Source organism: Streptomyces monomycini (genome assembly GCF_022271435.1).
GTDB lineage: Bacteria > Actinomycetota > Actinomycetes > Streptomycetales > Streptomycetaceae > Streptomyces > Streptomyces monomycini.
This window is the reverse complement of sequence record NZ_JAFIQY010000046.1, coordinates 40,480-62,914: the sequence shown is the minus strand read 5'-3', so window position 1 is coordinate 62,914 and position 22,435 is coordinate 40,480. Positions and strand designations below refer to the sequence as shown.

Sequence of the window (22,435 nt, the reverse complement as noted above, 5' to 3'; positions counted from 1 at the left end):
TCCAGACGGGCCGGAAGGTTGCACGCCCTGCTCGCATCCACTCGATCGAGTGAGAGGGTGCGGGCATGGCGTGACCGCGAGGAGCCTGCGTTCTGCACAACGAGCGCCGCGGCACTTGGGTTACGCACTCACGATGATCTGACCGAACGGTCACGAACGGACACTCACGGTCGATCGCCGCGGTGGCCGGCGCCGGGCGTGTCAGCGGGCACGCACGGTGAACCCGAGGGCGTACGGAGGGCGTGGCCGTCAACATCGGTCCGGGAGATTCAGGCGATCGGGGCGGTGGTTCAGGCGTTAGTCCTGGCGGCGGGCCGGAGTGGACGGCCCGGGGCGGTGAGGCAGGCGGAAGCGCAGTGGGCACGGGGACGCGGGTGGCAACCGGGGCACGGCAGGCGGCACGGACCGGGGTCCGTGCGCCGTGGCGGCGGTCAGCGGGCGTCGTCCGGGAGCAGCCGCGCGAGGGTCCGTACGGCCCGGTACTGCAGCGTCTTGATGGCGCCCTCGTTCTTCCCCATGACGCGCGCGGTCTCCGCGACCGACAGGCCCTGGAGGAAGCGCAGCGTCACGCACTCCTGCTGCTGCGGATTGAGCTTGCGGACCGCCTCCAGCAGCGCCGCGTTGGACAGCGACTCCAGGACCGAGTCCTCGGGGCTGCGTTCGACCTCGTTGGCGTCGAGCATCTCACCGGTGGTGACCTCCAGGCGGAAGCGCGACGACTTGAAGTGGTCGGCGACCAGGTTGCGGGCGATCGTGACCAGCCAGGCGCCGAAGTCGCGGCCCTGCCAGGTGAAGGTGCCGATGCGGCGGAGGGCGCGCAGGAACGTCTCGCTGGTCAGGTCCTCGGCCGTGGCCCGGCCGCCCACCCGGTAGTAGATGTAGCGGTAGACCGTGTCGGCGTACTGGTCGTAGAGCCGTCCGAACGCCTCTGCCTCGCCGGCCTGGGCGCGCTCGACGAGGTCCATCATGCGGCGGCTGTCGCTGTCGGCGGGACGCCGGGCGGCGGGCGTGCCCGCGCCGCGGCGTGTTCTGCCGCCGGTCTTGGTGACGGTGGTGGTGCTTCCGTCGGCCAGGGCGTAGCAGGGACCGGCGGGGGTGGCTGTGGCGAATGCGGGGACGGCGATCGCGGTGGGGACAAAACTGCGCAGGTGGTCGACGAGTGTCGTACGCAGCGTAGCCAGGCCCGAGGCGTCAACCCCGACGTGTGGGTACACGGGACTCCCAGAGGCAGAGCTTCCATCACGTGCAGTGCGGGACCGTTCACCCGTCGTAGGGACGCGTGGGTACCGGTTTGCGTCTGAGGAGAATAACGCTTCGTACAGGCAGCGCTACACCCAGTTGCTCAAATCATCGATTACTTCTGGTCCGTTACGAATTCATGCCCGATCAAGTATCGATTCCTGAGCAGATATTGATCAGAAAGGAACGTGATCTGCCTGGTTGCGGGGCGCCTTGTGGCGGACCGTCGGGGGCGGGACTGTGGGGGGTGGGGTGGGGGTATGCGGTGGGGATGGCCGGGGTGGGCTTCGCGGGTTCGCGCTTCGCGCGAGGGTTTGCGCTGACGCGCGGCTCGCATTGCTTGCGTTGTGGGGCGGGGGCGCGCAGGGGGCCAACTCCTCGGCACCGTGTACGTCGCCCAGGGTTGGTTGGTGAACGAGGGCTCCCGGCTGCCTGCGGGGATGGCCCCCTACACGCCCCCTCCGGCCGGATTGGCGAGCCGAGGTCGGTGGGGGGGAGGAAAAAGAACGATCACCCTGGTGCCCGCCCTCCTGGTGGTGAGGCGCACGGGGTGGGTCGCGGGAAGGCAGCCCTGCTGGCCTGGCCGAATGCCATGGGCTCGGGCTTGCTTGGCTTGGCCTGTGAAAACCCCAGCCCGATCGCACGGGACAGCCGCCCGCCGGCCAGGGCTCGGGGTCACGTAGGGGGCTCCCCGCAGGCAGCCGGGAGCCCCCGGTTCACCAAGACACCCTGGGTGACGTACACGGTGCCGTGGGGGCACCCCCGGCCGAAGGCTGGGGGAGAGTGACCCCTGCGGGGCCCCGAGCCCCTACCCACCGGTCCTATCGCGCAAGACGCGCGCCCCCACCACCGGTCCCATCGCGCATAACGCGAGCCCCCACCAAGCACCCCCGCCGGCAACCGCGCACGGCCGCCGGAAAAATCGGTTCAGCGGCGCCGCCTCTGGAGTGCCACCGCCGCGGCCGCGCCGCCCGCGAGTGCTCCCACGCCGGCGGCCGCCGGGATGCCGATCTTCACCGCCTTGCGGCCGGTCCGGTAGTCGCGCAGGCGCCAGCCCTGTTCGCGGGCGTGCTTGCGGAGGCGGCCGTCGGGGTTGACCGCGTACGGGTGGCCGACCAGGGACAACATCGGGATGTCGTTGGCGGAGTCGCTGTAGGCGGCGCAGCGCTCCAGGTCCAGGCCCTCGGCGGCGGCCAGGGCCCGTACGGCCTCGGCCTTGGCGGGGCCGTGCAGCGGCTCGCCGACCAGTTTGCCGGTGTAGACGCCGCCGACGGACTCGGCGACGGTGCCGAGCGCGCCGGTCAGGCCGAGCCGGCGCGCGATGATCGTCGCGGTTTCGACGGGGGCGGCGGTGACCAGCCAGACCTTCTGGCCCGCGTCCAGGTGGGCCTGGGCGAGGGCGCGGGTGCCGGGCCAGATCCGTTCGGCCATGTACTCGTCGTAGATCTCCTCGCCGATGGTCATCAGCTCGGAGACGCGGTGGCCCTGGACGATGGAGAGCGCGCTGTTGCGGGCGTCCGCCATGTGCTCGGGGTTTTCCGAGCCGATGAAACGGAAGTAGATCTGCTGCCAGACGAAGCGGGCCAGGTCGCGCTTGTGGAAGAAGCGCCGCTTGTAGAGGCCGCGTCCGAAGTGGAAGAGGGACGCGCCCTGCATGACGGTGTTGTCGAGGTCGAAGAAGGCGGCGGCGTGGGTGTCGCCGACGACCGGGAACTCGGGTTCCTCGGCGCCTTCCTCCTGGGCGGCCGCTTCCTGCGCCTCGGCCTCCAGCGAGGACTTGCGCGCGGCCTCGGCGGCGGCCTCGCCTGCGAGCACGCTGCGCGCGGTGGCGGGGCGCCTACGGCGGCTGAACCACCCCGTGGGGAGGAGCGCGCCGTAGGCGTTCCTACGGGGACGGCGGGCGGACGACGGGTGGGCCATGTAGCTAGCGTAGCCAGGTTGTTCGGTGCGGCCGGTTACGGCCGGATGTCGGGCGGCCGCGGTGCGGCCGACCGTTGCGTTACGGCCATCCCGGTGACGGTGCCGGGCCGTCGGGGCGCGCGCCGGGGTGCGGGCGTACGCCGGGCGGTTCCGGTGGCGTACGCGGCCTGGTCTGCCGGGCGTAGAAGGGCTCGTACGGCTGTGGGGTGAGCGGCTCGTGCCGTCAGGCGCCCAGTGCCTTGCGCAGCCGCTGGGGGTCGACCCGCCAGAAATCGTGCTGCGCGCCGTCCACGAGGACGACCGGAATCTGTTCCCAGTACTTGCGGTACAGCTCCTGGTCCTGGGTGATGTCCTTCTTCTCCCAGGAGGCGCCGGTCTCGGCGCAGACGCGCTCGATGACTTCCTGTGCGACATCACACAGATGGCAGCCTGGCTTGCCGATGAGCGTGACCGTGCTGTCGGCGGGGTTCTTGCGGGCGCTGCGGCTGAAGAGGGAGGCCATGCCCGTAATTGTGCCTCCGTCCGGAACGCAGCCGGGGCGCCGCCGCTTCGCAGGCGGTCGCTGTCGTGTCCCCGTCACTCCTCCGCCGTACGGGGCGGATAGTCGCCTGAGTCGACTACCATCGGTGGGCGATTTGTAGGTTTCCGGGGTGATAGCGGTGAGGAGTGAGGGCGCGTGCGGCCGTCGGCACTCCCGTGTTACCGGCGCGAAACGTGTGAACGGTGCGCCGGGGGAGTTGGTTCCGCGAAGCGGTGTAAAAGCCGCGTGACCCCGGTCACTTTGGCCGGACAAAGCGGACACCATCTTTGTGCACGCGTTCACAAAGACATAGCCTGCTGTCGACGGGGCGGTCGGGAAACCTACGGCCGTCCACAGCCCCGCTCTACCCGCAGGAGCACCGTGGCAACTGGCCGAACTCACCGACCGGCGACCCGAAGCCGAGGGATTCCCGAGGCCACCGTCGCCCGGCTTCCGCTGTACCTGCGCGCGTTGACCGCGCTCTCCGAGCGCTCGGTCCCCACGGTCTCCTCCGAGGAACTCGCCGCCGCGGCGGGGGTCAACTCCGCCAAGCTGCGCAAGGACTTCTCCTACCTCGGTTCGTACGGCACCCGCGGGGTCGGCTACGACGTGGAGTACCTCGTCTACCAGATCTCCCGCGAGCTGGGTCTGACCCAGGACTGGCCGGTCGTGATCGTCGGTATCGGCAACCTCGGCGCCGCCCTGGCCAACTACGGCGGCTTCGCCTCCCGCGGGTTCCGGGTCGCCGCGCTGATAGACGCCGACCCGGCGATGGCGGGCAAGCCGGTGGCGGGCATCGCCGTCCAGCACACCGACGAGCTGGAAAAGATCATCAAGGACAACGGCGTCTCGATCGGCGTGATCGCGACGCCCGCCGGCGCCGCGCAGCAGGTCTGCGACCGTCTGGTGGCCGCCGGTGTCACCTCCATCCTGAACTTCGCGCCGACCGTGCTGACCGTTCCGGACGGCGTGGACGTGCGCAAGGTCGACCTGTCGATAGAACTGCAGATCCTGGCCTTCCACGAGCAGCGCAAGGCGGGCGAGGACGCGGGCCAGGACGACGACGAGTCCGACGACGCCCGCGCCGTCGCCGCGCGTGAGGCCCGGCGGGCCGTGCGCGAGGTGCGCGAGGCCGCGGGCAAGACCGGCCGGGACGCGGACGCGTCCACCGGTGCGTCCGACCGCAAGGGACCCGACGGGGACGTACCCGCCGTGATGCCGGCATGAGCGAGCGCAGCGAGGGAATCGACAAAAGGTGCGTCACAGGCGAAGGCTGTGCCTCGCGTAGCGAGGTGAAAGCATGAGCCTCCTTGTCGTAGGGCTCAGTCACCGCAGTGCCCCCGTGAGCGTGCTGGAGCACGCGGCCATCGCCCCCGAGGCGCGCGGCAAGCTGCTCCAGGACACGGTGTCGGCCGAGCCGGCCGCCGAGGCCGCGGTGCTCTCCACCTGCAACCGCATCGAGCTGTACGCCGACGTGGACAAGTTCCACGCCGGTGTCGCCGAGCTGTCCACCCTGCTGGCCCGGCACAGCGGTGCGGGCCTGGACGAGCTGACCCCGTACCTGTACGTGCACTACGAGGACCGGGCCGTCCACCACCTCTTCTCGGTGGCCTGCGGCCTGGACTCGATGGTCGTGGGCGAGGGCCAGATCCTCGGCCAGATCAAGGACGCCCTCGCCGTCGCGCAGGAGCAGCACACCGCGGGCCGCCTGCTGAACGACCTCTTCCAGCAGGCGCTGCGGGTCGGCAAGCGCGCCCACAGCGAGACCGGGATCGACAAGGCCGGCCAGTCGCTGGTCACCTTCGGCCTGGAGCAGCTGGCGAGCGGTACGGACGTGGCCGAGTGGGCCCGGGGCAAGCGTGCCCTGGTCATCGGCGCCGGGTCGATGTCGTCGCTGGCCGCCACCACGCTCGTACGGGCCGGGGTGAGCGAACTGGCGGTGGCCAACCGGACGGTGGAGCGCGCCGAGCGGCTGACGCGGATCCTGACCGAGCCGGGCTCGGCGGGCGCGCTGAACGGGCTGACCGCCCGCGCCGTGGCGATGACCGCCGTACAGTCCGAGCTGGCCCTGGCCGACGTCGTGGTGTCCTGCACGGGCGCCACCGGCCTGGTGCTGACCGGCGAGGCGATCGAGACGGCCGCGGAGACCCGCGCCGCCCGGATCGCGGCCGGTGACGGGTACGCCGGTACCGCGGGCGGCGCCGGCAGCGCGGTCGCGCCGGCGCCCGAGCTGGCGCTGCTCGACCTGGCCATGCCGCGCGACATCGACGCCGCCGCCCACCGGGCCGAGGGCGTGCGCCTCGTCGACATCGAGTCCCTCGCCGACGCGTCCGCGGACGCTCCGATGGCGGCCGACGTGGACCGGGTGCGCGGCATCGTCTCCGACGAGGTGGCCGCGTTCGGCGCGGCGCAGCGGGCGGCGCACATCACCCCGACGGTGGTCGCGCTGCGCACCATGGCGGCGGACGTCGTGGCGGGCGAGATCGCCCGGCTGGACGGCCGCCTCCCCGACCTCGACGACAAGGAGCGCGCGGAGATCACCCAGACCGTGCGCCGGGTCGTCGACAAACTCCTGCACGCGCCCACCGTGCGGGTCAAGCAGCTGGCCAGCGAACCCGGCGGCGCCGGTTACGCGGACGCGCTGCGTGAACTCTTCGATCTCGACCCGCAGACGGTTGCCGCCGTCAGCCGGGCCGACACGCGGGCCGACGGCTCGCACACAGCACGGGAGCGGGCATGACTGACAGCAATCCACGGGCCCTGAGGCTGGGGACGCGGCGCAGCAAGCTCGCCATGGCCCAGTCCGGGATGGTGGCGGACGCGGTGCGCGAGGTCACCGGCCGCCCGGTAGAGCTGGTGGAGATCACCACTTATGGCGACACCTCGCGGGAGCACCTGGCGCAGATAGGCGGCACCGGGGTGTTCGTCTCCGCGCTGCGCGACGCGCTGCTCGACGGGACGATCGACTTCGCCGTGCACTCGCTCAAGGACCTGCCGACCGCGCAGCCCGAAGAGCTGGCGCTGGCCGCCGTACCGCCGCGCGAGGACCCGCGTGACGTGCTGGTGGCGCGCGACGGCCTGACCTTCGAGGAGCTGCCGGACGGTGCCCGTGTGGGGACCGGTTCGCCGCGCCGCATGGCACAGCTGAACGCCTGGGCGCGTTCGCTGGGCCGGCGGGTGGAGGCCGTGCCGATCCGCGGGAACATCGACACCCGTATCGGTTACGTCGAGAAGGGCGAGCTGGACGCGGTCGTGCTGGCCGCGGCCGGACTGTCCCGGCTCGGCCGGATCGAGGAGGCGACGGAGCGCCTGTCGCCCGACATGATTTTGCCCGCCCCCGGCCAGGGGGCCCTGGCGGTGGAGTGCGCCGCGCACAACGCGCAGCTCGCCGCCCAGCTCGCCGAGCTCGACGACCCGTTCACCCGGGCCGCCGTGACCGCCGAGCGTTCCCTGCTCGCCGCCCTGGAGGCCGGCTGCTCCGCACCTGTGGGTGCGCTGGCCGACCTTCAGGCCGACGGGCAGGCTGTCACCGAAATGCGCCTGCGTGGCGTCGTCGGCACGACCGACGGCTCGACGCTGGTGCAGCTGTCCACCACCGGACACGTACCCGCCTCTCTCGGCGACGCGGCGACCCCCGTGAACATGGGGCGCGAACTCGCCGCCGAGATGCTCGCGAAGGGTGCGGCCGGTCTTATGGGGGAGCGAGCACTTTGAGCCCCACCGCCCCGAATCACCCTGCCGCCGGCCAGGTCACCTTCATCGGCGCCGGTCCCGGAGACCCGGGCCTGCTGACGTTGCGTGCCGTCGAGGCACTGGCCCGCGCCGATGTGCTGGTCGCCGACCCGCAGGTGCTCGACGTCGTCCGCGCGCATGCGCGGCCGCATGTGGACACGCCGCAGCAGCCCACGGCTGACGAAGCGTCAACCACCGCTGGTGTACCCGCGCTTAGGGACACCACCAATCTTGTCATGTCGGCTGTGCGCACCGGCAAGCGGGTGGTGCGTGCGGTGTCCGGCGATCCCGGACTGGACGCGCACGTCGCCGAGGAGATGCTGGCGTGCGCCGCCGAGGGCGTCGTCTTCGAGGTCGTGCCGGGCATCGCCGCCGCGGTCGGCGTGCCCGCGTACGCCGGTGTGCCGCTGCGCGACGCGGACGGCACGGACGTGCGGTTCATCGACGCGCGGACCGCCGGCGAGCGCTGCTGGACGGAGGTGGGCGCCAGCGACGCGACCGCCGTCGTGTCCACCTCGCTGGACTCGGTGGCCGCGGCGGCCGGCGAGCTGGTCTCCGCGGGCCGCAAGCCCGACACGCCGATGACGGTCACCGTCGCCGGTACGACGACACGCCAGCGCACCTGGAACGCCACCCTCGGTTCGGTCGCCCAGGTCCTGAAGGCCGCGAAGGTGCTGCCGTCGGCGGACGGCGGGCAGCCGGTCATAGCCGTGGTCGGTGAGCGCGGGGCCGCGGCCCGGCGCGACCAGCTCTCGTGGTTCGAGAACAAGCCGCTGTTCGGCTGGCGTGTCCTCGTGCCGCGGACCAAGGAGCAGGCCGCGTCGCTCTCCGACCAGCTCGTCGAGTACGGCGCGGTGCCGCACGAGGTGCCGACCATCGCCGTGGAGCCGCCGCGTACCCCGCAGCAGATGGAGCGCGCGGTCAAGGGCCTGGTGACCGGCCGTTACGAGTGGATCGCCTTCACCTCGGTCAACGCCGTCAAGGCGGTCCGGGAGAAGTTCGAGGAGTACGGGCTGGACGCCCGCGCGTTCGCCGGGATCAAGGTCGCGGCGGTGGGCGAGCAGACCGCCAAGGCGCTGATCGCCTTCGGCGTGAAGCCCGACCTCGTACCGTCCGGTGAGCAGTCCGCCGCCGGGCTGCTGGAGGACTGGCCGCCGTACGACCCGGTCTTCGACCCGATCGACCGGGTGTTCCTGCCGCGCGCCGACATCGCCACCGAGACGCTGGTGGCGGGCCTGATCGAGCTGGGCTGGGAGGTCGACGACGTCACGGCTTACCGGACCGTACGGGCCTCGCCGCCGCCGCAGGAGACCCGCGAGGCGATCAAGGGCGGCGGGTTCGACGCCGTGCTGTTCACCTCGTCCTCCACGGTGCGCAACCTGGTCGGCATCGCCGGCAAGCCGCACAACGTGACCGTGATCGCCTGCATCGGCCCGGCCACCGCCAAGACCGCCGAGGAGCACGGGCTGCGCGTGGACGTCATGTCGCCCGAGCCCTCGGTGCACAAGCTGGCCGAAGCGCTCGCGGACTTCGGGGCGGCGCGGCGCGATGCCGCGCTGGAGGCCGGGGACCCGGTCACCCGTCCCAGCGAGCGCCGGCCCGGATCGCGTAGGAGGGCTCGCAGTTGAGCAGCAGCACGTACGGCAACTTCCCCGGCGCCCGGCCGCGCCGGCTGCGCACCACGCCGGCCATGCGCCGGATGGTGGCGGAGCACCGCCTGCACCCGGCGGACCTGATCCTGCCCGCGTTCGTGCGGGAGGGGATCTCGGAGCCGGTGCCGATCGGCGCGATGCCGGGCGTCGTGCAGCACACCCGTGACACGCTGCGGAAGGCCGCCGTCGAGGCGGCCGAGGCGGGCGTCGCCGGGATCATGCTGTTCGGCGTGCCGGAGGACGCGAAGAAGGACGCGGCCGGTACGGCCGGCACGGACCCGGACGGCATCCTCCAGCAGGGCATCCGCGACGTGCGCGCCGAGGTCGGCGACGACCTGGTGATCATGTCGGACCTGTGCCTGGACGAGTACACCGACCACGGCCACTGCGGCGTCCTGGACGACCAGGGCCGGGTGGACAACGACGCGACGCTGGAGCGCTACGCCGAGATGGCGCAGGTCCAGGCGGACGCGGGCGTCCACGTGGTGGGTCCGAGCGGCATGATGGACGGCCAGGTCGGCGTCATCCGTGACGCGCTGGACCAGACCGGCCACGAGGACGTCTCGATCCTGGCCTACACCGCGAAGTACGCCTCGGCCTTCTTCGGCCCGTTCCGCGAGGCGGTCGGCTCGTCGCTCAAGGGCGACCGCAAGACCTACCAGCAGGACTACGGCAACTCCCGCGAGTCGCTGCGCGAGCTGGCGCTCGACCTCCAGGAGGGCGCCGACATGGTGATGGTCAAGCCGGGCATGCCGTACCTGGACGTGCTGGCGAAGATCGCGGAAGCGGTGGACGTGCCGGTCGCCGCGTACCAGATCTCGGGCGAGTACGCGATGGTCGAGGCCGCCGCCGAGAAGGGCTGGATCGACCGCGACGCGGCGATCCTGGAGGCCCTGACCGGCTTCAAGCGCGCGGGCGCGGACATGATCCTGACCTACTGGGCGACGGAGGTCGCGCGCAAGCTCTAGTTCCCCATACGTACCTCTGCTGTTGCTGCGTCGCACGCGTGTACCCAAGTCCCGTACGGGGCACAGGAGATGCGACGTATCGACAGGGAGGGGTACAGACATGAGGAATCGGCTGAAGAGATGGCGGCGCTCCGTGGGGAGCGCCGCCGTCGCGCTGTGCACGGCGGCCGCCCTCGGCGGGGCGCTGGCCACACCGGCCGAGGCGGCGAGCGGTCCGGCGCCGGTGACCTCGTACACGTACACCAGCGTGGCGGGGGACTACATCGGGCAGGGCCACGCCGGCACGTACCGCGAGCCGAACGCGAAGATCACGGTGGCGGGCGACGCCGGGTACGCCCGGGTCCGGGTCTCCACCGCCGAGGAGTGGTGGGACATCGATCTCGCCGCCCCCAAGGGCGAGAAGCTGCGCCCCGGCGTCTACCGCGACGCCGAGCGGGCCGCGTTCCGCACCGGCCGCTCGCCCGGCCTCGATGTCGGCGGCAACGGCCGGGGCTGCAACGAGGTGTACGGCCGGTTCACGGTCCACCAGATCGCCACGGACGAAGCGGGCGCCATCACGCTGCTCGACGCCTCGTACACGCAGAACTGCGAGTCGGCGACGGCCCAGCCGCTGAAGGGGACGGTCAAGTACCGTGCGCTGCCGCTGTCCTACGCGTACAAGAGCGACGCGGGTGACTGGGTCGGGCAGGGCAAGTCGGTGACGCACACGGGCGCCACCAGCACCTTCCGGCTGTCCAACAGCTACGGCGGCGGCGTCGAGTTCGGCGTCGAGGGCAAGCGGGAGTACTGGACGGCGGTGCTCCGGCCGCCGCTGGGCGAGCGGCTGACCGCCGGGCGCACGTACCAGGTCACCGGCGCCGAGGGCGGTGCCACTCTGGAGGTATACGGCAACGGGCGCTCCTGCGCGGACGCCCGGGGCGAATTCACCGTCGACCGCCTGTACTTCACCGACGAGGGCAAGGTGACCGGCCTCTTCGCCCGCTACCGGCAGGTGTGCGGCGGCGGCACGGCCGGCATGTCGGGCACCATCCACCACGCGGCCTGACCGGCCTCCGTAACCGTGTGGTGCGGGCCGCGCCCTCCCGGAGGGCGCGGCCCGCGACGCGCGTCGGCCGTCAGCGCAGGTCGAAGCTGACCGAGCTGGCCTTGTCGTTCATGCCGTCGCCGACGTAGGGGACGTACCCGTAGTACGTCTGCTTGGCGCCGCGGAAGTCGCCGTGCTCCCAGAGCGTGATCGGGCAGGCCACGCCTTCCACGGAGCTGATGTTGTCGTTGTAGCCCCACTTGCCGAGGCTGTTGAACTCCGGGTAGCGCCAGTTGCAGCCGACGCTGCCGCGCAGCGCCAGCTCGGAGCCGCCGGAGTTGGCGTCGGTCCACATCTTGCCGAGGATCTTGTAGTCGGCCCTGGCGTTGCCGAACCGGTCGGCCTGCGCGCGGGTGGCGAAGCAGCCGCCCTGGCCGGTGTCGACGATGTAGGTGCAGTACTTGCCCTGGGGGGCGGGGGTGGTGGCGGTGGCGGGGGAGGCCGTCGTGGCGGTGGCGGCGAGCGCGAGGGCGGCTACGGCCAACGCGGGTCTGAGCACGGGCTTCATGGCTCTCCTTGGTCGGTGTCCCGGGTGGTGCGCCGGGGGAGGGGCGCGTCGGGGTACAGATGACGCATGTCGGGTCTGTCGCACCTGTCGGCTGTTTCGTACATGCGAGGTAAAGCCAAGCAGGGCCCGGGGGTGTTGCGGCAGAGCCAAAAACGCGCAACAGAAACCGATGGGGCGAGTGCGGTAGTTGGCCGACGAACGACTTCCGCGGGGGAGTCCGGGCAGGGCCGGCCGTTGCCTCGGACGTCCTACGGCGTGGGGGCGCGGCGTCCGACCAGCGCGTGCCTGCCGTCGCGGCGAGGACGCCGGGGGAGGCGGCCGAGGGGGCGGTGGAAAAGTTGGATACATACCGGGCGGCCGGATATCAGTCGCGGGGGCGCCGCGCTCGCCCGTCACGCTTCTTTCGACATCGAGCTCAACTGCCGTGCCTGCGGTCACTGTTGGCCGGTTCCGTGGCTTGTGCCCCCTTCGTGGTGTCCACATAATCACAACGCTCTGCCGCGTCGTGGCGCCCCTTCCCCCACGTACGTCCCGTCCCCGGGGTCCTCGGACGCGTGAACTTGGCATGACCTGATCAGCCGGTCCGGCGTGCCCCGGCGCCCGCCGGGCGCGTGCCACCCCCTCGGAGAGGAAACCCGGTGACCCGTTCCGCGAAATTCCTGAAGAGATCCGTCGCCCTCGGCGCCGCCACCCTGGCGGCCCTGTCGCTCCAGCCCTCCACCGCCGGCGCCGCCGGCGCGCCGACCCCGTCGAGCGGCACGCCCGGCACGCGGGTCGTGGGCGGGGTCCCCGCCGCCCAGGGCGAATTCCCGTTCATGGTCCGGCTGTCCATGGGCTGCGGCGGTTCGCTCTACCGCCAGGACATCGTGCTCACCGCCGCCCACTGCGTGGACGGCAGCGGGAACAACACCTCCATCACCGCCACGGCCGGCGTCGTGGACCTCCAGAGCTCCAGCGCGGTCAAGGTGAAGTCCACCAAGGTGCTCCAGGCGCCCGGCTACAACGGCAACGGCAAGGACTGGGCACTGATCAAGCTGGCTCGCCCGATCACCAATCTGTCCACCTTGCGTACCACCACGGACGGCCGGTACGACCAGGGCGACTTCGTCGTGGCCGGGTGGGGCGCCGCCCGCGAGGGCGGCGGGCAGCAGCGCTACCTGCGCAAGGCGACGGTGCCGTTCGTCGACACCCCCACCTGCCAGCGGGTGTACGGGAGCGCGTACATCCCCGGTGAGGAGATCTGCGCCGGGATCATGCGGACCGGCGGCGTGGACACCTGCCAGGGCGACTCCGGCGGGCCGATGTTCCGCAAGGACGACGCCGGCGCGTGGGTCCAGGTCGGCATCGTGAGCTGGGGCGAGGGCTGCGCGCGGCCCGGCAAGCCGGGCGTCTACACGCGGGTGAGCGCCTTCTCGCAGGCCATCGCGAAGGCGGCGGACCAGCTGCGGCGCTGAGGCCGGACGGGCGGGTGGGGCCGCCGCGCAGCGGCAGCCGTTCCGGACCGCGGCACCGCCCACCCGCCCGTGCCCGTACGGCATTTGGTCCGAACCACGCAGATACGGATACGTCGCCGTACTCGGGAAGTGGCCGGTTTCAGAACCTTGTGCATCTTTGGGGCGCGTCCACATAATCACAACGCTCCAGCTTCACCACGGCACGTCCGGCACAGCTCTTCGCGTCCGGTCGTGGCGCGGTGTGCCGTGCGGCAACAGCTGGGGACCGATGTGCCTCCGACGCGAGAGGGAAGTCCTTGAAGCGCTCCGCGAGATGTGTCAAGAGATCCATAGCCGTTGGTGCCGCCGTGGCGGCGGCGGTGGCCCTCCAGTCGGCAGGCGGCGCCACCGCCGCGCCGGCCCCGTCGCCGACCCCCGGCCAGCAGATCATCGGCGGACCGCCCGCCAAACAGGGCGAGTTCCCGTTCATGGTGCGGCTCTCGATGGGCTGCGGCGGCTCCCTCATCCGGGAGGACGTCGTGCTGACCGCCGCGCACTGCGTGGACGGCAGCGGCCCCAACACGAGCATCACCGTCACCGCGGGCGTCGTGGACCTCCAGAACCCCAAGGCGATCAAGGTGAAGTCCGCCGAGGTCGCGCAGGCACCCGGGTACGACGGCAAGGGCAAGGACTGGGCGCTGATCAAGCTCGCCACGCCGATCAAGAACCAGGAGACGCTGCACATCGCGGAGGACGACAACTTCGACCGCGGCAAGTTCACCATCACCGGCTGGGGTGCCAGCCGCGAAGGCGGCGCGCAGCAGCGCTACCTCCGCAAGGCGCAGGTGCCGTTCGTGAACATGACCGCCTGCAAGCAGGCGTACGGCGATCTGCTCACCCCCGGCGAGGAGCTCTGCGCCGGCTTCGTGGCGGAGGGCGGGGTCGACACCTGCCAGGGCGACTCCGGCGGCCCGCTGTTCCGCCGCGACGGGGACGGCGACTGGGTCCAGGTCGGCATCACCAGCTGGGGCGAGGGCTGCGCGCGGCCGGGCAAGCCCGGCGTCTACACGAAGGTGAGCGCCTTCTCCGCGCAGATCGAGAAGGCCGCCAACAAGCTGTCGGCGCGCTGACGGTCGGCTGAGCGGACGCGCCCCGGGCCGCACGGGCGGTCCGGGGCGCCGCCATGTGCCGGGCCCCTTCCCTGCCTCTCATATCCGGGATAGATTCCCGAATATGAGAACCGAGAAGGCGGTCCGAGATGCCGACGACGGCGGGCACACCGACCCCATGGAGTCCCGACTCGCGGCCCGGCTGGCGGAGTTGCGTACGGAGCGCGGCTGGTCGCTCGACGAATTGTCCCGGCGTACGGACGTGAGCCGGTCGACCCTCTCGCGCTTGGAGCGGGCCGAGATCAGCCCCACGGCGGCGCTGCTGAACCGGCTGTGCGCGGCGTACGAACGGCCGATGTCCCGGCTGCTGGCCGAGGTCGAGTCGGAGCCGCCCCAACTCGTACGGACCGCCGAACAGCCCGTCTGGCGCGACGACCCCTCCGGCTTCACCCGGCGCTCCGTCTCCCCGCCCCACCCCAACCTCCGTGGCGAAGTGGTCGAAGGCACCCTGCGCCCCGGCGCCGACATCACGTACGACAGCCCGCCGCCCGTACCCGGTTTGGAACAGCACATCTGGCTCCTCGACGGCCAGTTGGAGATCACCACCGCCGGTACGGCACACACCCTCACCCCGGGCGACTGCCTCCGCTTCCGCCTCTGGGGCCCCACCCGCTTCCGCTGTACGGGTTCCTCCGCCGCCCGGTACGCCCTCTTGGTCGTCCTGCCATGAGCCACACCACCACTCCCGCCTTCACCCTCACCCACCTCACCCCCACCGCCTTCGACCGCAGCGTCCCGGGCCTGGCCGCCCTCCTCGCCGAAACCGTCGCCGACGGGTCCTCACTCGGCTTCGTGGCCCCCTTCGACCGCGAAGCGGCGACGGCCTGGTGGCGGACCCAACGCCCCGCTGTAGCCGACGGAACCCTGGACATCTGGGTGGCCGAAACCCCCGGAGGCATCACCGGCACCATCAGCCTCGCCCACCCCAGCAAACCGAACGGCCGCCACCGCGCCGAGATCGTCAAACTCCTCGTCCACCGGCCCGCCCGCGGCCAGGGCCTCGGCCGCGCCCTCCTCACCACGGCCGAACAGTCCGCCGCCCGCTCCGGCTTCCGCCTCCTGCTCCTCGATACGGAGGCGGACAGCGCGGCGGACCGCCTGTACCGCAGCACCGGCTGGACCCCGTACGGCACGGTCCCCGCGTACGCGACGGACCCGGAGGGGGAACTGCGGGACTGCACGTTCTTCTACAAGGAGGTGGGGTGAGGGGCTCCGCCGGGGCGGAGGGGGGCATCGGCCGACGGCCTTGTCAGCGGTCCGTGGCCGGTCGTGGGGCCGTACGTATCGCGACGGGCGGCAGTTCCGGATCGGAATGGGCTTCGGCCGTGTGCTGCCAGGCGGTCAGCGTCCGGGCAACGGACGCGGTATTGCCGACGGAGTCGGCGGCGCGCATGGTGTCGACCAGTTCGACGGCGAAGGCGTGAGCATCCGGATCGGGTAGGAACCGGACCCAGGGAAAGGCGTCCGGCAGTATGTCGAGCAGCAACTCCCTACTGTCCGGATCGTGCCGTGCGATAGCTGTCAGCATGCGCGTGGCCGCCGACACGACCGTCCGGTCCTGTTCGGCCCGGGTCGCGGTGGTGAGGACCAGGTCCTCACCGTCCCTGCGGTGCAGCAGCAGGCGCGGAGCTGCTCGTAACCGGTCGAGCGTCTGCTTGTTCTTGTTCACCAGCTCGGAGAAGTTCACGGCCGCCGCGTCATCGGTGCTCATGACTTCGAAAGTACTTTGAAAGACGCGGCCCCGCGATCGCCCGCGGGGGTGGCTCCGCGCGCTGTGGGTTGACGGGCTCCGGAAGCACTCAGAGACGGTTCAGGCCCCCCGACTTGATGGCAGCTATGAGAAGGCCGAGCTGATTCCGGGTGGTGGTGACCACCGTGTGCGGGGCTTCGCTTTCCCGGATGCGTATGGTGTGGTCGGGGAGGGCGGCGAGATGGAGGCAGTTGCTGGAGTCGGCGCAGTAGGACGACTTCTGCCAGGGGGTGGACGGCACGGTAATGCCTTTCAGAGTTCGCGGGCGATGCTGTGGATGAAATCCCGGGATGCGGCTGCGGTGAGCGCCTTTTGGGCCAGCAGCTCCATGACGGCGCGGTGTCGCGACAGTTGCGCGGTGGCATCGTGGAACGCGGGTCCGCCCATTTGGTCGAGTTGAACGGTGTCGAGTTCCGGCGTCGGCCCGGACGCATACGTGATCGTCTGTCCGGAGCCGGGGAACTCGCCCCGTGAGAACGGGATCACGAGCACGGTCACGTTGTCACGTTCACTCGTCGCGGTGATGTGCTCAAGCTGTTTGCGGGCGATCGCGCGTCCGCCGAACTGCATCCGCAGGGCCGCTTCGTGGATGATCGCGGTATAGCGTGCGGCGCCGTCCCGGTAAATGGCAGCCTGCCGTTTCATGCGGAACGAGGTGCGGTGCTCGACCTCGTGCGGCGGCAGGGGCGGCACGCCCTGGTTGAAGACGACGCGCGCATGGTCGATGGTCTGGAGCAGGCCGGGCAAGGTGGAGGTTTGTGCCGTGCGGAGTTCGGTGGCGTGGAATTCCATCTCGGCGATGTCGAGTTGCCCGGCCGGCAGGGTGCCGCGGTACTCCTCCCACCAGTGGCGGACGCGGTCGCCGGCCATGGCCGCGAGTGCGTCGATGAGTTCCTGGTTGCCGCAAGCGTAGTTGCAAGCCAGGGTGCGCAGGCGGGTGGCGCTGATGCCCGCTCGCCCACGCTCGATGTTGCTGATGCGTGCTTGATCGACGCCGAGCAGGGAGCCTGCGGCCGAAGCGGTCATCCCAGCGCTCTCGCGCAGTTTGCGCAGCTCGGCGCCTAGACGCTGTTGGCGCACTGTCGGTGTGGTCCTGGGCGGCATCGACCCTCACTCTCGTGTCGCGGACAGTCTGCCGGGGCAGCCAGTCGTGGTCCAGCGGAGCATTTATGTGCCGGAAGGTGGTGCATAGTGGCACCCGCGGCACTACTGTGTGTCGCACGTCACTCACGCTCCGCGTGAGTCAACTGCGCATCCGCAACGGAGGCTTCGCATGTCCGGTGACTGGGAGTACGCGTTCGAGATGTCCGACAACCCCCGGGCTCCGCGCGTCGCGCGGCGGGTGGTGCGGCTGGTGCTGGAGGAGCACGGGGAGACGGGGCTGGTCGACGGGGCGGAGCTGTTGGCGGCGGAGTTGATCGCCAACTCGTACCGGTACGCGAAGGGGCCCGCCCATGTGCGGGTGAAGCGGATCGGGGCGCGCCTGCGCGTCAGCGTGTGGGACGGGAATCCGGAGCTGCCCGGTTTCGGGGCGGGCGCGGTGCCCGGGCCGGGGGCCGAGGCCGGGAGGGGGCTGGGGCTGGTCAGGCTGTGTGCCGAGAGTTTTGGCGGGTTCGCTTACGGGTCGGGGGCGTTGGGGTCGGGCGGGGGCAAGGTGATGTGGTTCGAGTTGGGGGAGGAGTGTCCGTTGTGGGGCAGCGCGGGCGGGCTCGCGGCGGGAGGGTGATGGCCGTACCGGCGAGGGGCAGGGGTAGGGGCAGAGGGCAGGAAGCCCGCCGTCCGGGGGGCGTGCACAGACCGTAGGCATCGACACCGGTGTGAAGGTCGAGGCGCCGATGGAGGCGCCTCGACCTGGGGGGTACGGGGCCGGTGCCGGCCGTGAGGGGCGGTCAGGCGGAGGTGTACGGGGCAGGGCCGGTGGGCGCGACCGCGTACGGCGCTGCGGGGATCTGCTGCATACGGGACAGCTTGCGGACGAAGAGGATGGCGAGGACGGCGGCGGCGATGTCCAGGAGGTCGGCGAGCGCGACCACGGTCACGGCCACGCGGATGGTGTCCGGGAGCTCGGCCTTTTCGTAGAGCTTGTTGGCGATCCGGCCGATGACCAGTGTGAGGACCCACAGCAGCCACCAGGCCCGTACCGGCATGATGGAGACCTTGCGCCATGAGCCGTCGGGCGCCGACTGGGCGCTGGACTGCCAGGTCTCCTTGGCGACGCGGAAGGGCAGCCACAGGTTGCCGATCGGGATGAACCAGGACCCGATGGCCCATCCGCTGCCCAGCGTGCACACGTCCCGCGTGTAGTGCTCTGCGTTCTTCCGGGACCGGTGGAACCAGATGATGAAGACGACGGCGGTGGGGATCACCAGGGTGCCCTGGAGGATGGCGGTCACCCCGTACAGCGTGTCGGCGCGGTGGGCCTGCTGTTCGGTGGTGGTGGCCAGGCTGCCCAGCACCGCGCGCATGTTGAGGTCGGCGCCGAGTGCGAGGGCGTCGGTGGCGATGACCAGGCAGAGCAGCACGGTGAGGGCGATGCCGAGGCCCCACGTCGGCCGGAGTGCCGGGCCACCGGTGGGCGGGAAACCCTCGGACGGCGGAAAACCGGGGGGCGGAGGGCCGGCGGGTATGTGAGACATGGCTGAGTAACTCTCCTGAACATGAAAATGCCCGCCCTTGGGCGGGAGGAGGAGGAATTTACGGGATGCCGGGTGTCTCGGCAAATGGGTGTGAGGCGGGGCTGCCCCGGCCGTCGGGGAGGGCTGGAGGCGACGGCCGGGGCAGCGAGAGGTAGCGGGGGAGAGGGGGGAGAGGGGGTGGGGCGGGGGTCAGGCCGGGGCGATCGTTTCGGCCATGACGGTGGCGGTCTTGATGATCAGGGGGGTGTCACCCGAGGCGTTCGGAAGTGCCGGCTTGTGGGTGAAGGCCGCGAGGACGATGGGGGTGCCGTCCGGGGTCCAGGCGATGCCCGCGTCGTTGCTCGTCCCGTACGTGCTGCCGCCGCCGGACTTGTCCGCCACCTTCCAGTCCTTCGGCAGCCCCGCGCGGAAACGTTCCACGCTGGTGGTGCTGCGCAACAGCCAGTCGGTCAGGAGCGCGCGGTCGGGGCGGTCCAGGGCGTTGCCGAGCACGAGGCGGCGGTAGGTGCGGGCGACGGCGTACGGGGAGGTGGTGTCCGTACGGCGGTCCGGTTCGCCGGAGTTCAGCTCGGGCTCCCAGCGGTCGAGGCGGGTCACCGGGTCGCCGAGGGACCGGCAGAAGCGGGTGACGGCGGTCGGACCGCCCAGCTCGCGCAGGAGGAGGTTGGCGGCGCAGTTGTCGCTGTACCGGACCGCCGCGTCGCACAGGTCCCGTACGGACATGCCGTCGGCGACGTGCCGGGACGTGACGGGTACGTGGCCGGCCTTCCGCACGTCGGCCTCGGTGTAGCGGATGACGCGGGACAGCTGGGTGCCGTCGTGGTCGAGGTCGCGCAGTACGGCCGCGACGGCGAGCCCCTTGAAGACGGAGCACATGGGGAAGCGTTCGTGGGCGCGGTGCAGCAGGGTGGCGCCGGTGGCGAGGTTGAGGGCGAAGACGCCGATCCGGGCCTGGTGTTCCCGCTCCAGCTCGCGGAGGCGGCGGGTGGCGGCGGGGTGTGCGGAGGGGCCGGCCTGGGCGGCGCTCGCCGTGGTGGTGCCGAGGGCGAGCGCACCGCCTAGGCCGAGGCCGAGTCCGGTGCCGAGTACGGACCGGCGGGTGAGTGCCGGCGTGGGCTTGCGCATGGTGTGTCCTTTCCCCAGTCCCCCGGTTGGCTGTTGCTGGTGGGGACGTCGGGACGGGAGGGGCGGTTGCGCGAGCCGGGGGCGGCGGTCAGAGGGCGTTGTCCAGCTCGCTCTGCCAGTACGTGACCTGGGCGGAGTCGTCGATGTACGTACCCTTCGGCAGCTTGGGATGGGCCGAGCGCTCCGCGTAGCCGCCGTCCCGGTTCGCGAAGAACAGCTCCAGGCTGTGCACGGTCCTCCCGCCGCCGGCCTCCCCGGTGGCGTCCGACGTGCGCACCGCCGCGTACGCGGACCGGCCCGGCTCGACGGACACCACGGACTGCGGCTTGCTGCTCTGCAGGACGTCGGTGGGCGCCTGGGCGTCGTCGAAGCGCAGGGCCGGGTAGTGGTACGCGTCGCAGCGGGTCGAGCCGGTGTTGGTGAGGGTGAGGAGGATGTGGTTGATGGGGCGGCTGAGCTTGGAGACGGTCACCTTGGTGTTGGCCGCGGAGCAGGTGGTGGACTTCCCGCCCGTAGAGGTGCCGTGCTTGCTGCCGGCACCGGCCCGGGTGGGAGACGCCTGCGAGCCGTGGCCGCTCTGCGAGCCGGCGCCCGAGGGGGCCTTGGCCGACGGTCCCGTACCACCCGAGCCGTCCGCGGAACCGGAACCCGAACCGGCATCGGTACCGGCCGAGGGGTCCTGGCCGGCGGCGGGGGCCGAACCGGCCGCGGCCACGGGCTGCCCGGCCCCGGCGGCCTTCTTGCCGTCCTCGGCACCGCCGCAGGCGGTCAGGGAGAGGGCGGCGGTGACGGCCGCGGCGGAGGCGGCGACCCGGGCGGTACGGGTGGAGAAGAGACGCGAACGCATGGGTGGTGCTCCCCGTGAGGTGATGGGAAAGGGACGGTTGGTCTGGCGCGGTCAGAAGCTGTGGAGTACGGCCGCTACGACGACGACACAGACGGTCAGTACGCCCAGTGCCGCGAGATCGGCCGGTTCGAGAGGACAGCGGAATCGGATCCGCACGGCTGCTCCCCGGTAAGGCCCCTGGTCAGGGCGTCGTCAGTGATCACAGCCTGGGCGACGGTCCGTCCCGGCCACAACGGCCGCCGGGACATCCGGGACGCTGGAACGATTGCGCGTACTCTGACCTGGGGGAATGGGTGCTCCCTGGAACGGGGTTCCGGGACGGGCAGGAGGGGAAACAGTGAGCACGGCTTCCGGCACGCACGGTTTCGCGGCACTGCTGCGCACGTTGAAGACGAGGTCAGGGCTGAGTTACGGCGCCCTGGCCAAACGCCTGCACATGAGTACGTCCACGCTGCACCGCTACTGCAACGGCGACGCGGTGCCGGCGGATTACGCGCCCGTGGAGCGGCTGGCCCGGCTGTGCGGCGCGCAGCCCGAGGAACTGGTCGAGCTGCACCGCCAGTGGATTCTGGCGGACGCGGCGCGTGGGCGGCGGACGGCGGCGGAGGACGACAAGGAGGGGGCGGCGGACAAGGCGGCGGACAAGGCGGCGGTCAAGGCGGCGGACAAGGCGGCGGACAAGACGGAGCCGGAGACCGCCGGCCCCGAGTCCGCGCCGGACCCCGAGCCCGTACCGGCTCCCGAGCCCGTACCTGTACCGGTTCCCGAGCCGGCTTCCACTCCCACCGCTGCGGACACTCCCACCCCCACGACACCCCCCACCCCCAAGTCAGCCACCCCCCGTCCCACCCGTCCCTCCCGTCCCACCCGCCCAAAACTCCGCCTGGCCCTCGCGGCTGCCGCCGTGGTCGCGATGGCCGCGCCCGCCATCGCCATCGGCACCGCGTCCTCCTCGGACCCGGAGCGGCCGGCCCGGGCCGGTGCGCAGACGGCCGACCGTACGGCTCGTGGCGGGAGCGGTCCGGCGCCGGACGGCGGCGTCTCCGGTACGCCGTCCCCGTCCCCGTCCTCGTCCGCGTCCGCTTCGGGGGCGGCCGACGAGCCGAAGCGTGGCAGCGCGTCGGCCACCCCGAGCGTGCCCGGGGACGCGTCCGGCGAGGACAAGGGCGAGGCGGGCGGCAGCAGCGGCCGGAGCAGCGGCACCCCGCTGACCGTCGACGTCCGTACGAACAACTGGGACGACCCCTGCGACCGCTGGTACATGCTCGACAAACCGCCCACCGAGGTCCCGCCGCCGCCCACCGGGGTGAGCGCGCGCGGCTGGGCGAACGCGCTCGGCGCGCTGCCCGGCGGCCACCTCAGGGTGGCGCTGGCCGTGCAGGGCACCAACGACCAGGCCGTCGTCCTGCACTCGCTGACGGTACGGACCACGACGCGCACGGCGTCGGTGGCGGGTTCGGCGTACTCCATGGGCGACGGCTGCGGCGGCGGGCTCACCCCGGCCTCGTTCGACATCGGGCTGGACGCGGCGCAGCCGGTGACCCGGCCGGTGGCCGGGGAGCAGGGGGACCGGAGGATTCCGGCGACCGACTTCCCGTTCAAGGTGTCGGCGTCCGATCCGCAGATGCTGTACGTGGACGCGCACGCGGAGGCGAACGACGTCAGCTGGTACCTGGAGCTGGAGTGGAGCAGTGGCGGGCGGCGCGGCACGCTGCGCCTGGACGACCACGGCAAGCCGTTCCGTACGAGCGCGATGAAGGGCCGTCCGCAGTACATCTACCGGTGGGACCAGAACGCCTGGGCGCCCTACGGGAGCTGAGCGCGGACAGCGGGAAGGCCCCGCCGGAACGAT

22 protein-coding genes are annotated in these 22,435 nt (G+C 71.6%); 12 read left to right on the top strand and 10 right to left on the bottom strand.

The features are described 5' to 3' along the window. Positions 1–431: 431 nt before the first annotated feature. The 3 genes from JXZ78_RS34380 to JXZ78_RS34370 form a co-directional block, all read right to left on the bottom strand. On the bottom strand, positions 432–1,214 hold the full coding sequence (locus tag JXZ78_RS34380; RefSeq protein ID WP_030017980.1) for an ECF subfamily RNA polymerase sigma factor, BldN family: 783 nt from the start codon (positions 1,212–1,214) through the stop codon (positions 432–434). Positions 1,215–2,166: 952 nt separating this feature from the next. Continuing rightward, positions 2,167–3,054 (bottom strand): HAD family hydrolase, encoded by an 888-nt coding sequence (locus JXZ78_RS34375; RefSeq protein ID WP_030024827.1) that lies wholly within the window; start codon positions 3,052–3,054, stop codon positions 2,167–2,169. Positions 3,055–3,382: 328 nt separating this feature from the next. Beyond that, on the bottom strand, positions 3,383–3,661 hold the full coding sequence (locus tag JXZ78_RS34370) for a glutaredoxin family protein (RefSeq protein WP_030024824.1): 279 nt from the start codon (positions 3,659–3,661) through the stop codon (positions 3,383–3,385). Positions 3,662–4,060: 399 nt separating this feature from the next. Between JXZ78_RS34370 and JXZ78_RS34365 the strand changes: the two genes are divergently transcribed. The 6 genes from JXZ78_RS34365 to JXZ78_RS34340 all read left to right on the top strand — a co-directional run bounded on the left by JXZ78_RS34365 (position 4,061) and on the right by JXZ78_RS34340 (position 11,076). Continuing rightward, positions 4,061–4,906, top strand: coding sequence for a redox-sensing transcriptional repressor Rex (locus JXZ78_RS34365; RefSeq protein ID WP_030024823.1), 846 nt, complete (start codon positions 4,061–4,063; stop codon positions 4,904–4,906). A gap of 73 nt (positions 4,907–4,979) precedes the next feature. Then, positions 4,980–6,419 (top strand): glutamyl-tRNA reductase, encoded by a 1,440-nt coding sequence (locus JXZ78_RS34360; RefSeq protein WP_030024822.1) that lies wholly within the window; start codon positions 4,980–4,982, stop codon positions 6,417–6,419. Then, positions 6,416–7,393, top strand: coding sequence for a hydroxymethylbilane synthase (hemC, locus tag JXZ78_RS34355; RefSeq protein ID WP_030024821.1), 978 nt, complete (start codon positions 6,416–6,418; stop codon positions 7,391–7,393). The genes JXZ78_RS34360 and hemC overlap by 4 nt, the downstream gene beginning before the upstream one ends. Beyond that, positions 7,390–9,039, top strand: a complete 1,650-nt coding sequence (locus JXZ78_RS34350; protein WP_030024820.1) for a bifunctional uroporphyrinogen-III C-methyltransferase/uroporphyrinogen-III synthase — start codon at positions 7,390–7,392, stop codon at positions 9,037–9,039. The genes hemC and JXZ78_RS34350 overlap by 4 nt, the downstream gene beginning before the upstream one ends. Further along, positions 9,036–10,031 (top strand): porphobilinogen synthase, encoded by a 996-nt coding sequence (gene hemB, locus JXZ78_RS34345; RefSeq protein WP_030024819.1) that lies wholly within the window; start codon positions 9,036–9,038, stop codon positions 10,029–10,031. The genes JXZ78_RS34350 and hemB overlap by 4 nt, the downstream gene beginning before the upstream one ends. A gap of 100 nt (positions 10,032–10,131) precedes the next feature. Beyond that, positions 10,132–11,076, top strand: coding sequence for a hypothetical protein (locus JXZ78_RS34340; RefSeq protein WP_030024818.1), 945 nt, complete (start codon positions 10,132–10,134; stop codon positions 11,074–11,076). Positions 11,077–11,146: 70 nt separating this feature from the next. Here JXZ78_RS34340 and JXZ78_RS34335 read toward each other — a convergent pair whose 3' ends face one another. Next, on the bottom strand, positions 11,147–11,623 hold the full coding sequence (locus tag JXZ78_RS34335; RefSeq protein ID WP_030024817.1) for a hypothetical protein: 477 nt from the start codon (positions 11,621–11,623) through the stop codon (positions 11,147–11,149). A gap of 638 nt (positions 11,624–12,261) precedes the next feature. Between JXZ78_RS34335 and JXZ78_RS34330 the strand changes: the two genes are divergently transcribed. The 4 genes from JXZ78_RS34330 to JXZ78_RS34315 all read left to right on the top strand — a co-directional run bounded on the left by JXZ78_RS34330 (position 12,262) and on the right by JXZ78_RS34315 (position 15,431). After that, complete coding sequence (locus JXZ78_RS34330; protein ID WP_238783565.1) at positions 12,262–13,077, top strand: serine protease; 816 nt, start codon at positions 12,262–12,264, stop codon at positions 13,075–13,077. A 296-nt stretch (positions 13,078–13,373) separates the two neighbouring features. Continuing rightward, positions 13,374–14,186 carry a S1 family peptidase gene (locus JXZ78_RS34325; protein WP_030024814.1) on the top strand — a complete coding sequence of 271 codons (813 nt, stop codon included), beginning with the start codon at positions 13,374–13,376 and terminating at the stop codon, positions 14,184–14,186. Between the two features lie 103 nt (positions 14,187–14,289). Beyond that, positions 14,290–14,895 carry a helix-turn-helix domain-containing protein gene (locus JXZ78_RS34320; protein WP_050503057.1) on the top strand — a complete coding sequence of 202 codons (606 nt, stop codon included), beginning with the start codon at positions 14,290–14,292 and terminating at the stop codon, positions 14,893–14,895. Then, positions 14,892–15,431, top strand: coding sequence for a GNAT family N-acetyltransferase (locus JXZ78_RS34315; RefSeq protein WP_238783564.1), 540 nt, complete (start codon positions 14,892–14,894; stop codon positions 15,429–15,431). The genes JXZ78_RS34320 and JXZ78_RS34315 overlap by 4 nt, the downstream gene beginning before the upstream one ends. Positions 15,432–15,474: 43 nt before the next feature. On the opposite strand, the gene JXZ78_RS34310 is transcribed toward JXZ78_RS34315, so the two are convergent. The 3 genes from JXZ78_RS34310 to JXZ78_RS34300 all read right to left on the bottom strand — a co-directional run bounded on the left by JXZ78_RS34310 (position 15,475) and on the right by JXZ78_RS34300 (position 17,079). Continuing rightward, positions 15,475–15,936 (bottom strand): hypothetical protein, encoded by a 462-nt coding sequence (locus tag JXZ78_RS34310; RefSeq protein ID WP_050503056.1) that lies wholly within the window; start codon positions 15,934–15,936, stop codon positions 15,475–15,477. Positions 15,937–16,024: 88 nt separating this feature from the next. Continuing rightward, positions 16,025–16,216 (bottom strand): DUF397 domain-containing protein, encoded by a 192-nt coding sequence (locus tag JXZ78_RS34305; RefSeq protein WP_030024809.1) that lies wholly within the window; start codon positions 16,214–16,216, stop codon positions 16,025–16,027. 11 nt (positions 16,217–16,227) lie between these two features. Further along, on the bottom strand, positions 16,228–17,079 hold the full coding sequence (locus JXZ78_RS34300; RefSeq protein ID WP_167745490.1) for a helix-turn-helix domain-containing protein: 852 nt from the start codon (positions 17,077–17,079) through the stop codon (positions 16,228–16,230). 169 nt (positions 17,080–17,248) lie between these two features. On the opposite strand from JXZ78_RS34300, the gene JXZ78_RS34295 reads away from it, so the two are divergent. Then, the gene (locus tag JXZ78_RS34295; RefSeq protein WP_030024806.1) at positions 17,249–17,701 is read left to right on the top strand and encodes an ATP-binding protein; all 453 of its coding nucleotides are present in this window, start codon (positions 17,249–17,251) and stop codon (positions 17,699–17,701) included. Positions 17,702–17,864: 163 nt separating this feature from the next. On the opposite strand, the gene JXZ78_RS34290 is transcribed toward JXZ78_RS34295, so the two are convergent. From JXZ78_RS34290 to JXZ78_RS34280, 3 genes are all read right to left on the bottom strand, one after another. After that, positions 17,865–18,611 (bottom strand): DUF4328 domain-containing protein, encoded by a 747-nt coding sequence (locus JXZ78_RS34290; protein WP_238783563.1) that lies wholly within the window; start codon positions 18,609–18,611, stop codon positions 17,865–17,867. A gap of 189 nt (positions 18,612–18,800) precedes the next feature. Further along, positions 18,801–19,736 carry a class A beta-lactamase gene (bla, locus tag JXZ78_RS34285; RefSeq protein WP_030024803.1) on the bottom strand — a complete coding sequence of 312 codons (936 nt, stop codon included), beginning with the start codon at positions 19,734–19,736 and terminating at the stop codon, positions 18,801–18,803. A gap of 88 nt (positions 19,737–19,824) precedes the next feature. Further along, on the bottom strand, positions 19,825–20,583 hold the full coding sequence (locus tag JXZ78_RS34280) for a DUF4232 domain-containing protein (protein WP_030024802.1): 759 nt from the start codon (positions 20,581–20,583) through the stop codon (positions 19,825–19,827). A gap of 337 nt (positions 20,584–20,920) precedes the next feature. Here JXZ78_RS34280 and JXZ78_RS34275 point away from each other — a divergent pair, with 337 nt between their 5' ends. After that, complete coding sequence (locus JXZ78_RS34275) at positions 20,921–22,402, top strand: helix-turn-helix domain-containing protein (protein WP_030024800.1); 1,482 nt, start codon at positions 20,921–20,923, stop codon at positions 22,400–22,402. The last annotated feature ends 33 nt before the right edge of the window (positions 22,403–22,435 follow it).